General features: G+C 45.2%; 15 protein-coding genes. 8 read left to right on the plus strand and 7 right to left on the minus strand.

The window, feature by feature from the left end; all coding sequences use genetic code 11:
* Window positions 1-311: 311 nt before the first annotated feature.
* On the plus strand, window positions 312-1,697 hold the full coding sequence (locus MY9_RS05440) for a hemolysin family protein (RefSeq protein WP_014663361.1): 1,386 nt from the start codon (window positions 312-314) through the stop codon (window positions 1,695-1,697).
* 14 nt (window positions 1,698-1,711) lie between these two features.
* Here MY9_RS05440 and crcB read toward each other — a convergent pair whose 3' ends face one another.
* The 3 genes from crcB to MY9_RS05455 are packed head-to-tail and all read right to left on the minus strand — an operon-like array spanning window position 1,712 to window position 3,178.
* On the minus strand, window positions 1,712-2,068 hold the full coding sequence (gene crcB / locus MY9_RS05445) for a fluoride efflux transporter CrcB (RefSeq protein ID WP_014663362.1): 357 nt from the start codon (window positions 2,066-2,068) through the stop codon (window positions 1,712-1,714).
* Entirely contained in the window at window positions 2,065-2,460 is a 396-nt protein-coding gene (locus MY9_RS05450) for a fluoride efflux transporter FluC (protein WP_014663363.1), read from the minus strand. The genes crcB and MY9_RS05450 overlap by 4 nt, the downstream gene beginning before the upstream one ends.
* Window positions 2,447-3,178, minus strand: coding sequence for a glycerophosphodiester phosphodiesterase (locus MY9_RS05455; protein WP_014663364.1), 732 nt, complete (start codon window positions 3,176-3,178; stop codon window positions 2,447-2,449). The genes MY9_RS05450 and MY9_RS05455 overlap by 14 nt, the downstream gene beginning before the upstream one ends.
* A gap of 233 nt (window positions 3,179-3,411) precedes the next feature.
* Between MY9_RS05455 and MY9_RS05460 the strand changes: the two genes are divergently transcribed.
* The 3 genes from MY9_RS05460 to srtN all read left to right on the plus strand — a co-directional run bounded on the left by MY9_RS05460 (window position 3,412) and on the right by srtN (window position 5,598).
* Window positions 3,412-3,519 (plus strand): YhdX family protein, encoded by a 108-nt coding sequence (locus MY9_RS05460; protein ID WP_003224203.1) that lies wholly within the window; start codon window positions 3,412-3,414, stop codon window positions 3,517-3,519.
* Between the two features lie 150 nt (window positions 3,520-3,669).
* Window positions 3,670-4,785: a small-conductance mechanosensitive channel protein MscY gene (gene mscY / locus MY9_RS05465; protein WP_014663365.1), complete on the plus strand. Its 1,116-nt coding sequence runs from the start codon at window positions 3,670-3,672 to the stop codon at window positions 4,783-4,785.
* A 69-nt stretch (window positions 4,786-4,854) separates the two neighbouring features.
* Window positions 4,855-5,598: a sirtuin NAD-dependent deacetylase gene (srtN, locus tag MY9_RS05470; protein ID WP_014663366.1), complete on the plus strand. Its 744-nt coding sequence runs from the start codon at window positions 4,855-4,857 to the stop codon at window positions 5,596-5,598.
* A gap of 23 nt (window positions 5,599-5,621) precedes the next feature.
* Here srtN and MY9_RS05475 read toward each other — a convergent pair whose 3' ends face one another.
* Window positions 5,622-6,470 (minus strand): polysaccharide deacetylase family protein, encoded by an 849-nt coding sequence (locus MY9_RS05475; RefSeq protein WP_014663367.1) that lies wholly within the window; start codon window positions 6,468-6,470, stop codon window positions 5,622-5,624.
* Between the two features lie 283 nt (window positions 6,471-6,753).
* Between MY9_RS05475 and dat the strand changes: the two genes are divergently transcribed.
* On the plus strand, window positions 6,754-7,602 hold the full coding sequence (gene dat, locus MY9_RS05480; protein ID WP_014663368.1) for a D-amino-acid transaminase: 849 nt from the start codon (window positions 6,754-6,756) through the stop codon (window positions 7,600-7,602).
* 41 nt (window positions 7,603-7,643) lie between these two features.
* On the opposite strand, the gene nhaC is transcribed toward dat, so the two are convergent.
* Together nhaC and MY9_RS05490 are read right to left on the minus strand one after the other, a co-directional pair.
* Window positions 7,644-9,005 (minus strand): Na+/H+ antiporter NhaC, encoded by a 1,362-nt coding sequence (gene nhaC, locus MY9_RS05485; protein WP_041521285.1) that lies wholly within the window; start codon window positions 9,003-9,005, stop codon window positions 7,644-7,646.
* Between the two features lie 126 nt (window positions 9,006-9,131).
* On the minus strand, window positions 9,132-9,632 hold the full coding sequence (locus tag MY9_RS05490) for a universal stress protein (protein ID WP_014663370.1): 501 nt from the start codon (window positions 9,630-9,632) through the stop codon (window positions 9,132-9,134).
* Window positions 9,633-9,795: 163 nt separating this feature from the next.
* Here MY9_RS05490 and MY9_RS05495 point away from each other — a divergent pair, with 163 nt between their 5' ends.
* From MY9_RS05495 to bmrD, 3 genes are all read left to right on the plus strand, one after another.
* Window positions 9,796-9,957 carry a hypothetical protein gene (locus MY9_RS05495; protein WP_041521286.1) on the plus strand — a complete coding sequence of 54 codons (162 nt, stop codon included), beginning with the start codon at window positions 9,796-9,798 and terminating at the stop codon, window positions 9,955-9,957.
* A 119-nt stretch (window positions 9,958-10,076) separates the two neighbouring features.
* Window positions 10,077-11,834 carry a multidrug ABC transporter ATP-binding protein BmrC gene (gene bmrC, locus MY9_RS05500; protein ID WP_014663372.1) on the plus strand — a complete coding sequence of 586 codons (1,758 nt, stop codon included), beginning with the start codon at window positions 10,077-10,079 and terminating at the stop codon, window positions 11,832-11,834.
* The gene (bmrD, locus tag MY9_RS05505; protein WP_014663373.1) at window positions 11,831-13,852 is read left to right on the plus strand and encodes a multidrug resistance ABC transporter ATP-binding protein/permease BmrD; all 2,022 of its coding nucleotides are present in this window, start codon (window positions 11,831-11,833) and stop codon (window positions 13,850-13,852) included. The genes bmrC and bmrD overlap by 4 nt, the downstream gene beginning before the upstream one ends.
* Window positions 13,853-13,899: 47 nt before the next feature.
* Here the strand turns inward: bmrD and MY9_RS05510 are convergent, their stop codons facing one another.
* Entirely contained in the window at window positions 13,900-14,520 is a 621-nt protein-coding gene (locus MY9_RS05510) for an SDR family oxidoreductase (RefSeq protein WP_014663374.1), read from the minus strand.
* Window positions 14,521-14,536: the final 16 nt, after the last annotated feature.

The following is a 14,536-nucleotide window of genomic DNA, read 5'->3' on the forward strand; positions in this document are numbered from 1 at the left end:
AGTTTTCCATGCTGTTTTCTTTTTTATATTCACAAAATCCTTACTTCTCCAATCCAGGCAGTCAGCAGAATTGACAAGCAGCGCGTGCAATTAAGGCTTTCTCTATAATAAAAGTCTAAAAATTAAAAAAACATTTTTGGAATGAGTTGTGTTACAATAAAATATACAATTTATAATCAAACTTTGACTTTTGGAGGTGGTATGATGGGGCCCTCTGCTTAGGCAACAATACACCGCGTACCTCAATGTTAAGGAAAAATGATTATATCAGGAGGTGACTCCTTATCCTTTAATAAGAGGGATAAGGTTAAATGGACGATATTGACAGTCTGATTTTAATTGGCGTGCTCATTGCTTTAACCGCGTTTTTCGTTGCAAGCGAGTTTGCGATTGTTAGAGTAAGGAGATCCAGAATAGATCAGCTTATCACAGAAGGAAACAAACGGGCGATACTCGCAAAGCGTGTCATTACAGATTTGGATGAATATTTATCAGCATCCCAGCTGGGCATTACATTGACATCAATTGGACTTGGCGTACTGGGTGAACCGGCCTTTGAACGGCTTCTGCATCCATTGTTTGAACCGCTCGGCTTGCCGGACTCGGTTTCTCATGCAGTCTCTTTTGCAGTCGCGTATGGCTTGATCACATTCCTGCACGTCGTTGTAGGTGAACTGGCCCCGAAAACGGTCGCGATTCAAAAGGCAGAGCAGCTGACCTTGCTGATAGCGGGTCCTTTGCGTTTATTCTATTTGCTCCTGTTTCCGTTTATTTGGATCCTCAATGGATCGGCGCGGCTTTTATGCGGAATGTTCGGTTTAAAGCCTGCGTCAGAACATGACGGTTCCCATTCTGAGGAAGAACTCAGGATGCTGTTGTCTGAGAGCTTAAAAAACGGAGAGATTAATCCGTCTGAATATAAATATGTAAATAAGATTTTTGAATTTGATAATCGGATCGCCAAAGAAATTATGATACCGCGGAAGGAAATGGCCGCGGTATCCACAGAGATGACGATGGCTGAAATGCTTGAAGTCATGCTGAAGGAAAAATACACGCGCTGGCCAGTCACAGCTGGGGACAAAGACAGTGTGATCGGTTTGGTCAATACGAAGCATTTGTTTTCAGATTTGCTGTTTATGACAGAAGAAGAACGAATGAAAATGACGATCCATCCGTATGTGCGGCCGGTCATCGAAGTGATTGAAACGATCCCGGTTCATGATTTGCTGATTAAGATGCAGCGCGAGCGCATTCATATGGCTATATTGTCTGATGAATACGGAGGAACCTCGGGACTTGTGACGACAGAGGATATTCTTGAGGAAATTGTCGGCGAGATCAGAGATGAATTTGATGAAGATGAACAGCCGCTGATCCAAAAGCTTGGCGACGGCCATTATGTGATGGATGGAAAGGTTCGGATCGATCAGGTGAATAGCCTTCTTGGCGCATCGATTCAAGAAGACGTCGATACGATCGGCGGATTGATATTAAAAGAAAACATCGATATTGAGGCTGGTGAATCCATTCGCATCGGTTCATATACGATAAAGGTGCTGAAGATGGACGGCCGATTAATCAAGCAAATCGATATAAAAGAAGAAGCCGGCAGCACAACAGGGATTACGGCGCACCGCAAGCTTCCGCTGCCCGAGCCTGTGATGCTGAACAGTGCAACCTTGAGCGAGAAATAAGCTCAAGGTTTTTTTTACATTGCGATTGTCCAGCCGCACCAAAACGCCAAAAGCGACCCGCAAAGTGTCAGGGCGATGTACAGGAGGCTTTCCATTACACGTTTGGCCATTAGGAGTTGAACACTTTCAACGCTGAAAGTGGAAAAGGTCGTAAAGGCGCCAAAAAAACCCGTTCCAATGATAAGCGAAACCGAAGCATTTGTAACGTGAAGCCCTGTAAATATTCCGAGCCCGAGAGCTCCGAGAATATTGACTGTCAGTATGCCAATGGGCAGGCTGAGACCTTTGGCTCTGGCGGTTATCACATTGCCAAGCCAGAAGCGAAGCATGGCGCCAAGTCCGCCCCCTATGAAAATACCCGCTAGTGTCATCTTTCCTGCAGCCCCTTTCTTTGCTGAATGTCTGCTATGCGCCGTCCTGCAAAAACACCAATCAGTGCAAATATGATCCCTGATATCAATGAGATTGCCAGATACAAAACAGCCAGTGAGGGTTGTCCTTGCAAAAGCATCACTGTTTCCTTAGAAAACGTGGACATTGTTGTGAAGCCTCCGCAAAAGCCGGTGCCTAACAAAGCTGACAGCAGAGGGCGTTTTGCCCCAATCATAAAAAATCCGGTTAGAATGCCTAATAGAAGGCTGCCTGCCGCATTTTCCAGCCAGGTTGCCGCAGGGAACTGACCAGTGTGTATCCATAAGTTTAATCCGTATCGGAGGCAGGCGCCAAGCGCGCCTCCGATAAAAACCGCGCTATATCTTTTCATGTTTGCCATCCTTTATGATCAAATCCGGGTAATCTGTAACGATGCCATCCACGCCCATGGCTCGTAATTTTGCCGCTGTCTTTTCATTGTTGACAGTCCATGCAAATATTTTCAAGCCGCTTTTATGGACGGAACCAATCATCATACGGTTGAGCCGTGTGTATTTTATATTGACATAGTTTGCAAAAGAGCGGAAGGCCTTCAGCTGATTTCTGGACAGCATGCCAAAATTGGGTCTTGTAATGACCGCTGTCGGAATCGATGGATATAGCTCGCGGAACCTCTGAACGGAACGGAACTGAAAGGATTGGACAATATTGTTGATAGAAAAAGAAAATTGCCCTAACAGCTGTCCCACCTCTTCTTCAATTCCAACTTGAGACGGATGGCCTTTTAGCTCAATTAAAAGGCCAATTTTTTTGTGGTATCGCTTGAGCACCGCTTCCAGGGTCGGAATACGCTCTCCTTGAAAAGCGGGGCCGTACCAGCTTCCTGCATCGAGTTTCTGCAATTCCTCCAAGGTAAAATCCTTAACAAAGCCCGACCCGTTTGTCGTTCGGTCAACTCTGTCATCGTGTATCACAACAATCTGCCTGTCTTTTGTAAGCTGGACATCCAGTTCAATCATATCTGCATTCATTTTCACCGCAAGGTCAAATGCGGCAATCGTATTTTCCGGAGCGTAACCTGATGCTCCGCGATGGGCAATGGTGTACAAGCTAAGTCAGCTCCTCGTATGGGCATTTCTGTTATTGTATCAAATCCATATATGCACAGCGATACAAAGTGGTGAATTTTTTCTGCCATATCGGAATGGTCCGGGCTGAGGAATGCGTATAACTAAAAAAAGACATTCAGCGTATTAGAACACATTTCGTCAGAAAATTAGGTCTTTCGACATGTTCACAACAAAATATGATCCTTTATAATAGCAAAAAAGGAGGCGAGATCATGGGAAAAGGGAGAATCAGAGTGGAGGAAAGAATTAAAGCCGAAACGGATGCTGAAATGCAAAAAGCAACTCTCCTTGATCAGACACAAACGAAAAAAAGTAAGTGACTGTCCCTATTGAATCTGGCTGATAGATGAATTGAGAAATGACCCCGGCGTTTCGCCGGGGTTTTGTGCTTGAAAAAAGACATTTAAATAAGCATCATTACGAATATTTTAGTATAATAAACAATCGATTGGGATAGAGGGGAGACAGTCATGCCAGATTATTTGCAGCAGTATTTTACGCTTGATAACATCATACAAATCGGCATCAGCTTGGCGATTTTGCTGGTGTTTCTTATACTCAGAAAATTGTTCACGAGATATTTCTTTAACCTGCTTTTTAATTTGACAAACCGGCCGAAAACAGAAATTTTTAAACAGGTGGTTCTGGCGTTTGATAAGCCGGCCAGATGGTTTTTTGTTGCCCTTGGGCTGTTTTTAGCGATCCGGTATTCACCGTTTTTTGACGAGCAAATGCCTGTCATCAGCAAAATATACCGTTCGCTGATTGTGGCGCTCTTGTCCTGGGGGCTTTGTAATTTGACCGCAACGTCGTCGTTTATCTTCCATAAGGTGAATCAGCGCTTCGAATTGGACATGGATGACATTTTGGCGCCGTTTTTATCCAAGCTGCTCCGTTTTGTGATCATAGCGCTCAGTGTCAGTGTGATCGCTCAGGAATTCAATTATGATGTCAACGGATTTGTAGCGGGCCTTGGTCTTGGCGGACTGGCTTTTGCGCTTGCTGCGAAGGATACCATCAGCAACTTCTTTGGCGGTATTATTATTATTACTGAAAAGCCGTTTACGATTGGTGACTGGGTGGAGACGTCGACGGTAACAGGGTCAGTCGAGGATATTACCTTTAGGAGCACGAGATTCAGAACAGCACAGGGGGCGCTTGTAACAGTGCCGAACTCTACGCTGTCGATGGAAGCGATCACGAACTGGACAAGAATGACCAAACGTCAGATTACGTTTTCCATCCATGTGTCCTACGCTACGCCGATTGAGAATCTTGAACGTTCCATTCGTTCTCTGAGAACAATGCTGCTGGAGCATGAAGGCGTTGATAATGAAACAATCATGGTCAACTTTGATACGTTTGCCGACAGCTACTATAATTTATTTTTTAATTTCTATACAAAAACGACGGTTTGGGCTGAAAACCTTGATATTCGAGAGGATATCAACTATAAAATTATTGATATTTTAGGTGCGGAAGGCGTCCAGTTTGCATATCCCGGCCAAATGGTTGTTGTAAAGCAAAAGCACGAAAGCGACCCATTCCAAGTGAATCTAAATAAAGAGGAAAAGGAACGGGCTTAAAAGAGAGACTTCGTCTGACAGAGGCGGAGTCTTTTTCATGGTAAAATAAGAGAAAAAGGGGGTGTTGAGTTGGAAGCATTCAAAAAAATTTTAAATGAAGCACAGAGAATTGTCGTTCTGACTGGAGCGGGGATGAGCACAGAATCAGGAATTCCTGACTTTCGTTCAGCAGGAGGCATTTGGACGGAGGATGCCTCAAGAATGGAAGCGATGAGCCTTGATTATTTTTTAAGCCATCCGCGTCTGTTTTGGCCCAAATTCAAAGAATTGTTCCAGATGAAAATGAGCGGCAGCTTCGAACCGAATGAAGGGCATTTGCTTTTAGCTGAGCTGGAGAAACAAGGGAAGCAGGTCGATATTTTCACGCAAAACATTGACGGTCTTCATAAAAAAGCCGGGAGCAGGCATGTATACGAGCTGCATGGTTCTATCCAGACAGCAGCTTGTCCGGCATGCGGCGCCCGATATGACCTTCCTCATTTACTGGAGCGGGAGGTGCCGGAGTGCACGGCCGCCGGAAATAATGGTGACATCTGCGGAAGGGTATTAAAAACCGATGTTGTTCTCTTTGGCGATGCCGTCTTGCACTTTGACACCCTTTATGAAAAGCTGGATCAAGCAGATCTTTTATTGGTTATCGGCACGTCTCTCGAAGTAGCTCCTGCGAGATTTGTGCCTGAGGATGCAAGCCTGATTCCCGGCATGAAGAAAGTCATCATAAACCTTGAACCAACGTATTGTGACAGCCTGTTTGACATGGTCATCCATCAAAAAATCGGCGAGTTTGCCCGAAATTTGGGCATAAAAAAGTGAGCCGCCGTATGCGCCTCACTTTTTTATTCATGAACAGGAACCATTGTGTCCTCTAACACTCCGAAGGAATAGCCCTTTTCTTTTAATTTATTGATTAGCACCGGCAGCGCGTTTACGGTAGCGGGAAGGTCATGCATGAGAATTACATTTGGGCGGCTTGAAGAGCTGTGTTCCATATTCTCAAGCTGCTGTAATACGGCGGTCACATACTGTGAATTCCGGTATTTCCAGTCCATGCTGTCGATCGTCCAATCCCAGTACACAAACCCCTCTTTCTCCAGATTGCGGATTTGTGGGGCGGTTAGTGACGGCTTGCTTCCGTATGGCGTTCTGACAAGATCGGTTTTATATCCTGTAATGTCTTGCAGCGTGTCACGCGCCTCCTGCATTTCTTTTAACGGAGATGTCTCTGTTTGATAGAACAATCTGTTATTATGAGTCACGCCATGTAAACCGAGTGCGTGGCCTTCCTTTTCTGCTCTTTTCACCGCCTGCTTGAATTCATTCATCCGCGGTGAAAGCATGAAAAATGTCGCTTTTACATCAGCGCTTTTCAGTACGTCGAGCAAGCGGGTTGTAACGGCTGAAGGGCCGTCGTCGAAGGTTAAGTAAACTGTTTTATCTCCCATGTTCTGCTTTGTCTGCAGATGTTTTATCAGCAGGTCGGGGGAGTCGTTTTTCAGCTTAAGGCTTTCCTTCTCATCTCGAAGCTGGCCGTTTGTTGTGACAGTGACTTCCTTTGCTTTCGTTGAACTGTTGGAATAACCCAAAATCACCATAAGCAAAAGCAGCACACATAAAACTGCTAAACTTGCAAATTTAAAAGCAAGCGAAACTGCAGAAGGAGAAGCTTCTCCTCTCGTTTGTCGCATAACAATCTCTCCATTGGCATAAAATCTCTACATAATGCTGTACAGCAGGCAGCTTATGATGATGCCTTATGTTACAACCTATGTATTACCAATCAAGTATACAGGAATAAAACTGGAAAGCACATAGAAAATTTGTCGAAATATCTGATTTTAAGGAAAAAATAAACTCCTTTCCGCTATAGATCTCTTGATCTTTCTGTTTTTCAGCATGTCCAATATGATAGAATTAGTGACAATGACAGCTTGAAATACATCAGGGAAATCTCGAAAAGGGAGGGCTTTTATGAAGGTTTTAGTCAATGGCCGGCTGATTGGGCGCAGTGAAGCATCGATCGATTTGGAAGATCGCGGTTACCAGTTTGGTGACGGCATCTATGAAGTGATCAGGGTGTACAAAGGAGTATTGTTTGGGTTACGTGAGCATGCAGAACGTTTTTTCAGAAGTGCGGCTGAAATCGGAATTTCACTGCCGTTCAGCATAGAAGATCTCGAGTGGGACCTGCAAAAGCTTGTACAGGAAAATGCGGTCAGTGAGGGAGCGGTATACATTCAGACAACTAGAGGCGTGGCCCCGCGAAAACATCAATATGAAGCAGGCCTTGAGCCGCAAACCACTGCTTACACGTTTGCTGTGAAAAAACCGGAGCAAGAGCAGGCATACGGAGTGGCGGCGATTACAGATGAGGATCTTCGCTGGCTAAGATGCGATATCAAAAGTCTGAATTTACTGTATAATGTGATGACGAAGCAAAAGGCCTATGAAGCGGGAGCATTTGAAGCCATTTTACTGAGAGACGGCGTTGTTACGGAGGGTACATCCTCTAACGTTTATGCCGTTATCAACGGGACGGTGCGAACACATCCGGCTAACCGGCTCATTCTCAATGGAATTACCCGGATGAATATTTTAGGGCTGATTGAAAAGAATGGGATCAAACTGGATGAGAATCCTGTCAGTGAAGAAGAGTTGAAACAGGCGGAAGAGATCTTTATTTCGTCAACGACGGCAGAAATTATTCCGGTCGTGACGCTAGATGGACAATCGGTCGGAAGCGGGAAACCCGGACCAGTGACAAAACAGCTTCAGGCTGCTTTTCAAGAAAGCATTCAGCAGGCTGCAAGCATTTCATAAAACAACGAAAAAAAGAGCCCGCTATTGCAGCGGAGCTCTTTTTATTTTTTCACAAATCCAATCAAAATGGAGATCATTGGCGATATATAGAGGAAGAACGCAAACGGGAAGTAGTCTATGACGGGAACACCAAGCGCGCTCGCCATAAAAGCGCCGCTGACGCCCCAAGGGATTAACGGGTTAATTAATGTTCCGCCGTCCTCTAATGATCTTGTCAAAAATTTTCTCTGGATGTTTTGTTTGTCATATAAGGATTTAAATGATTGTCCCGGTATTAATATCGATAAATACTGTTCGCCGGTTGCCAAATTGACGCCGATGCTTGAGCAGACAGTTGCCGCAACAAGACGACCTTTTGAACGGATGCCTTTCATGACGCCTTCCAATAGTGCTGAAATCAATCCGATTTTCTCCATCAATCCGCCTAGTGCAAAAGCAATCATAATGAGAGAGACTGAGCCCATCATGGATTGCAGTCCGCCTCTGTTGATAATTTTAGCGGCTGCCTCATTGTCAGTGTCAAAACTCGTGCCATTTTGCAGAGCTGTCATAAACGCCTGCAGGCTGCTGTCGGGTACAAATATAGCAGTCAAAATTCCCGAGGAAATAATTCCGGCAGCCAGAACGGGAATGACTGATACTCGTTTAATTGCCAGCAAAACGACTAAGAGCGGGGAAAGAAGGGCCCACGGTGTCACGTTTGCGGCATCTTTGATTGCGGTTATGACTTGTTGAATATCATCGGTTGAAGCAGCGTCCACTGACACTGATGAACCGAGAAAATAAAACAGAACGACAGTGATGAGCAAAGCTGGAATGGTTGTGCCTGTCATATGGCGAATGTGTTCGAAGATCGGTATTTCGCCTATTCCGGCGGCAAAGTTGGTTGTGTCCGACAGCGGCGACATTTTATCACCAAAACAAGCGCCGCATATGACTGCGCCTGCCGTCCATTCAAGCGGGACGCCTGCCGCGCTCGCCACGCCAATCAGTGCTACTCCGATTGTGCTTACAGTTGTCAGGCTTGAGCCAACAAGTGTGCTGATGATCATGCATGAAAACAAAGCGGTCAGCAGAAGGTGGCTTGGTTCAATAAAGGATAGGGCATACACCGTCACAGACGGTATTGCGCCGCTGTACATCCATGCGCCGATTAAGATGCCGATCAGCGCCAGAACGATAATCGGCTGTACGCCGTTTTTGATCCCGTCTACAATCCCTTTTTCAATACTCTTCCAGGAAAATCCGAACCATAATCCGGCTGCTGAAAGCGTGACAACACATAAAAACAGCGGGATATGCGGTTCCACGTGAAGAAAAAATAAGCAAGAAATAATAATGCATAACATAAATATAAATAAACCGACGGCTAACGGAAACGTCAGCTTTTTTTGAGAATCCAAAATAACACCCCATAATTATCTTTAATGCTTTTGTGCTTTTGGGCACGAAAGCATTATAACAGAAAAAAACGAAAATCTATGTTTTTTCACAATTATGAATATAAAAGAAGTGAGCACAGGGCGTGCTCACTTTACAATCAGGACGGGTATATCCGATTTCGCTGAAAGCTTTTCACTTACACTTCCGAATATTAATTTTTTCAGCCTGTTTTGGTCTCTGCTTCCGGTTACGATCATATCGGCAGAAATGCGGTTCGCATGCTCGATAATTGATTCAGCCGGATCGCCTTCTAATATATCGATATCTCCATCTGCCTGCTGTTCATTCAGCATCATTCTGGCTTCGGCGACGACTTCTTCCGTACGGTCTTCATAGATGATTGGTTCAGGTGAAGCAACATCTGATATCAGCGGATCGGGAACACCTGTCATGCCTCCGCTGATATAGCTTGCTTCAGCTGCGGGTCTGGGCGGGTCGATGACGGTCTGATTGTCTTTCATATCATGTGAATGGGCGACGGTAATAGCGGCATTTACGGTTTTAGCAAGATCAATGGCTGTCTGAAGCGCTTTCTTACTATTTTCACTTCCGTCAAACGCAACGATGATACGGTCAGCATGGAACATCCTTCTCACCCTTTCAAAGCGTCTTACAACACTACTACCCGAAATTGAGCCCAATTAACCCTTTCCTATTCAAGTAATGATTGACAAAAAAAGGTTTTGTTTATATGATGATAAAAAGATGAAATCAGAATGGAAGGAGGGTTTGCTATGCCAAGGAATTTGCGTGTTTATCAAACAGTTTCATATTGGCGCGGCAAACCCTTTGTACTGTTTTCGTGAACGGTTTTTTAGGCCTGGCCGCGCGCTGAAAAGCGCTGTGCATAACATATCGGTTAAAAAAGGCATGGAGCTGACGCTTCATGCCTTTTTTATATACAAAATCTAAGGAAAGACAGGTGTATGGGATGTGAAGACAAATACAGAGGCGAGGGCTGTTCATGCCAAATTGGATGAAAAAAGCTGCAAGGAAAAAATAGAAGGCGGCTGATGAGGAGATGGGGATAGATGTTTTCAGTATTGAAAAAGCTTGGCTGGTTTTTTAAGGCGTACTGGCTGCGCTATACGATTGCGATTGTCCTTTTATTAGCAGTCAATGTCATTGAAATGTTTCCGCCTAAGCTCTTGGGGAACGCCATAGATGATATGAAATCGGGGGCGTTTACTCAGGAAGGGCTGCTGTTTTATATCGGTATCTTTTTTGTACTGACAGCAGTCGTGTATATGATGTCTTATTTTTGGATGCACCAGCTGTTTGGCGGTGCAAATCTGATGGAGAAAATTCTTCGTACGAAGCTGATGGGGCATCTGCTGACTATGTCGCCGCCGTTTTATGAAAAAAACCGGACAGGCGATTTAATGGCACGGGGGACGAATGATCTTCAGGCCGTCAGCTTAACGACAGGGTTTGGCATCTTGACGTTAGTCGATTCTACGATGTTTATGATGACGATCTTTTTGACGATGGGGTTTTTGATCAGCTGGAAGCTGACCTTTGCCGCGATTATCCCGCTTCCAGTCATGGCGATTGCAATCAGCCTATATGGAAGTAAAATTCATGAGCGGTTTACGGAGGCCCAAAATGCGTTCGGGGCGCTGAATGACAGGGTGCTGGAATCTGTTTCCGGCGTGCGGGTGATTCGTGCGTATGTACAGGAAACAAACGATGTTCGCCGGTTTAATGAAATGACCGCTGATGTTTATCAGAAAAATATGAAAGTGGCTTTTATTGATTCACTGTTCGAGCCGACGGTGAAGCTGCTTGTCGGGGCAAGCTATCTGATTGGGCTCGGCTACGGAGCGTTTCTTGTGTTCCGGAACGAACTGACGCTTGGAGAGCTTGTGTCCTTTAATGTTTATCTCGGTATGATGATTTGGCCGATGTTTGCAATTGGTGAACTCATTAACGTGATGCAGCGCGGCAATGCGTCATTAGACCGGGTAAATGAAACCCTTTCTTCTCAACCGGACGTGACAGATCCAAAACGGCCCGTTGATCTTAAAGAGCCTGGAGATATCGTTTTCAGCAATGTCAGCTTTACATATCCAAGCTCAACAAGCTGCAATATTCAGGATGTTTCATTTGCGGTGCGAAAAGGACAGACGGTCGGAATTGCCGGTAAAACCGGGAGCGGAAAAACGACAATTATTAAACAGCTTTTGCGCCAGTACCCTCCAGGTGAAGGGAGCATTACATTTTCAGGCGTGCCGATTCAGCAGATCCCTCTTGACCGGGTCCGCGGGTGGATCGGATATGTGCCGCAGGATCATTTGCTGTTTTCGCGGACTGTAAAAGAAAATATTTTATACGGAAAACAGGATGCGAGTGATGAAGAGGTTCAGCAAGCCATTGCCGAAGCATACTTTGAAAAAGATTTGCACATGCTTCCAGCAGGTCTGGAGACAATGGTCGGCGAAAAAGGCGTGGCACTGTCAGGCGGACAGAAACAAAGAATTTCGATTGCAAGAGCACTTATGGCGAATCCAGAGATCTTGATTCTGGATGATTCGCTTTCCGCTGTAGATGCCAAAACAGAGGCTGCGATTATCAGGAACATCAGAGAAAACCGCAAAGGAAAAACGACATTTATTTTGACGCACCGATTATCCGCTGTAGAGCACGCTGACCTGATCCTTGTGATGGACGGCGGCGTCATTGCAGAGAGAGGCACGCATCAAGAATTGCTGGCCAATAATGGGTGGTACCGGGAACAATATGAAAGGCAGCAGCTGTTCACTGCGGAAGAAGGGGGAGCAGGAGCATGAAAATAGGAAAAACGTTATGGAGATACGCACTCCTTTATCGAAAATTGCTAATCACGGCCGTCCTATTGCTAGCTGTCGCCGTCGGTGCAGAACTGACCGGGCCGTTTATCGGCAAGAAAATGATAGACGACCATATCCTCGGCATTGAGAAAACATGGTATGAAGCTGCGGAAAAAGATAAAAATGCTGTTCAGTTTCACGGCGTCTCATATGTCAGAGAGGACCGAATGCAGGAACCTGTTTCAAAAGCAAAAGAAGCACATATTTATCAAGTGGGAATGGCGTTTTATTTTGTTGATCAGGCTGTCAGCTTCGACGGGAATAGAACGGTTTCTGACGGGAAGCTGACGATCTCAAATGGAGACGTGAGCCGAACATATACTGCCGAAAAGCTGACTAAGCAGGAACTTTTCAGGTTCTATCAGCCGGAAATAAAGGGAATGGTGTTTCTGATCTGCCTGTATGGAGGCTTGCTGGTGTTTTCGGTATTTTTTCAATACGGACAGAATTATCTGCTGCAGATGAGCGCCAATCGGATTATTCAAAAGATGAGGCAGGACGTGTTTTCGCACATACAGAAAATGCCGATTCGATATTTTGACAACCTTCCGGCCGGAAAAGTCGTTGCGCGAATTACCAATGATACGGAGGCTATCAGGGATTTATATGTCACCGTGCTTTCTACATTTGTGACAAGCGGAATCTATATGTTCGGGATATTCACGGCTTTGTTTCTGCTTGATGTGAAGCTTGCGTTTGTATGTCTGGCAATTGTGCCGATGATCTGGCTGTGGTCGGTCATTTACCGAAGATACGCCTCATATTACAATCAAAAAATCCGCTCGATCAACAGTGACATTAACGCAAAAATGAATGAGTCCATCCAAGGCATGACCATTATTCAGGCTTTCCGCCATCAAAAGGAAACGATGAGAGAATTTGAGGAATTAAATGAATCACATTTTTATTTCCAAAACAGGATGCTGAATTTAAACTCCTTAATGTCCCATAATCTGGTCAATGTCATCCGCAATCTTGCGTTCGTCTGTCTAATTTGGCATTTTGGCGGTGCGAGCCTGAATGCGGCTGGGATTGTTTCTGTCGGAGTGCTGTACGCGTTTGTCGATTATTTGAACCGGCTGTTTCAGCCGATCACAGGCATCGTCAATCAGTTTTCAAAGCTGGAGCTTGCTAGGGTCTCCGCCGGGCGTGTTTTTGAACTGCTTGAAGAAAAGAATACGGAAGAAGCAGGTCAACCGGCGAAGGAGCGTGCGCTGGGACGGGTTGAGTTTCGTGATGTGTCATTTGCCTATCAAGATGGTGAAGAGGTATTAAAACATATTTCCTTTACCGCGCAAAAAGGCGAAACCGTAGCGCTCGTCGGTCATACCGGATCAGGAAAAAGCTCGATTTTAAATCTTCTGTTTCGTTTTTATGATGCGCAAAAAGGTGATGTTCTGATTGATGGGAAAAGCATTTACAACATGTCAAGACAGGAACTCAGATCTCATATGGGCATTGTGCTTCAGGATCCGTACTTATTTTCGGGCACAATCGGATCTAACGTAAGTCTGGATGACGAAAGAATGACTGAAGAAGAAATGAAAAAAGCACTGCGGCAAGTTGGTGCCGAGCCGCTTCTAAAAAAGCTTCCAAAGGGCATGAATGAACCCGTGATTGAGAAAGGCAGCACGCTATCCTCTGGCGAGCGGCAGTTAATTTCCTTCGCCAGAGCTTTGGCGTTTGATCCCGCAATTTTGATTTTAGATGAAGCAACGGCGCACATTGATACAGAGACAGAGGCCGTAATCCAGAAGGCGCTTGATGTCGTCAAACAAGGACGAACTACCTTCGTCATCGCTCACCGGCTTTCAACAATCAGAAATGCAGATCAGATTTTGGTTCTTGATAAAGGAGAAATCGTTGAGAGAGGGAACCACGAGGAATTGATGGCATTAGAAGGCCAATATTATCAAATGTATAAACTGCAAAAAGGACAGAAACATTCCATTGCATAACGCTAAAAAACCCAAAACAATCGTGTTTTGGGTTTTTGATTATGTAGTTAATAAGCCAGCCCGACTCGGAATCCGACATACTCTCCTGTAACGAGCTCACGATATAGAAAATCAGCAGTATCGCCGACCGAAATGCTTGTGCCGCTCTCAGGCAAAACGTTACGCTCCGTACGATAAATGCCGGTTGCTGTTCCGTCCGGGAGGTAAGTGGGGCAGATGATTGTCCAGTCTAATGATGATTCTTTAAGCATTTCGTATACTTTTGCATGCTCCTTGGCTGCGCGGGTCTGCTTTCGTTTCGATTCATTTGTTTCAAACCGGAATTTTCCCGGCTCATATCGGGAATCAAGAATACCTGCGGTGCCGATCGAAATAAGCCGTTTGATATGTTGTTCCTGCATCGTGGAGAGAATGTGTGACATAGCAGTTGACAAGGTATCATCACCATCTGTGCCTAGACAACTGATCACAATTTCGGCATTCTCCAATATTTTTTTCACATCTTCTAAGCGGCGGGCGTTCCCCATGACGATTCGATCTTTTGGAAGGGGAAGATCAGCATGTTGAGATCTGATCAGAGCGTGAATGGCAAACCGTTCATCTGCTGCAGCTTGAGTTGAAAAGGCTTGTCCGACGCGGCCGCTGGCTCCTAATAAAGCGATTTTCATCAAAAAACCTCCTCGC

The organism is Bacillus sp. JS (assembly GCF_000259365.1).
Classification (GTDB): Bacteria; Bacillota; Bacilli; order Bacillales; family Bacillaceae; genus Bacillus; species Bacillus stercoris.

Bases quoted from the DNA above. Each gene is read 5' to 3' on its own strand.
- MY9_RS05490 (WP_014663370.1), bottom strand. From the start codon at position 9,632: ATGTTCCATGCTGACCGTATCATCGTTGCGTTTGACGGAAGTGAAAAT.
- MY9_RS05460 (WP_003224203.1), top strand. From the start codon at position 3,412: ATGGGAAAAGGGAGAATCAGAGTGGAGGAAAGAATTAAAGCCGAAACG.
- MY9_RS05450 (WP_014663363.1), bottom strand. From the start codon at position 2,460: ATGAAAAGATATAGCGCGGTTTTTATCGGAGGCGCGCTTGGCGCCTGC.
- crcB (WP_014663362.1), bottom strand. From the start codon at position 2,068: ATGACACTAGCGGGTATTTTCATAGGGGGCGGACTTGGCGCCATGCTT.
- MY9_RS05510 (WP_014663374.1), bottom strand. From the start codon at position 14,520: ATGAAAATCGCTTTATTAGGAGCCAGCGGCCGCGTCGGACAAGCCTTT.
- bmrC (WP_014663372.1), top strand. From the start codon at position 10,077: ATGTTTTCAGTATTGAAAAAGCTTGGCTGGTTTTTTAAGGCGTACTGG.
- bmrD (WP_014663373.1), top strand. From the start codon at position 11,831: ATGAAAATAGGAAAAACGTTATGGAGATACGCACTCCTTTATCGAAAA.
- mscY (WP_014663365.1), top strand. From the start codon at position 3,670: ATGCCAGATTATTTGCAGCAGTATTTTACGCTTGATAACATCATACAA.
- MY9_RS05475 (WP_014663367.1), bottom strand. From the start codon at position 6,470: ATGCGACAAACGAGAGGAGAAGCTTCTCCTTCTGCAGTTTCGCTTGCT.
- dat (WP_014663368.1), top strand. From the start codon at position 6,754: ATGAAGGTTTTAGTCAATGGCCGGCTGATTGGGCGCAGTGAAGCATCG.
- MY9_RS05440 (WP_014663361.1), top strand. From the start codon at position 312: ATGGACGATATTGACAGTCTGATTTTAATTGGCGTGCTCATTGCTTTA.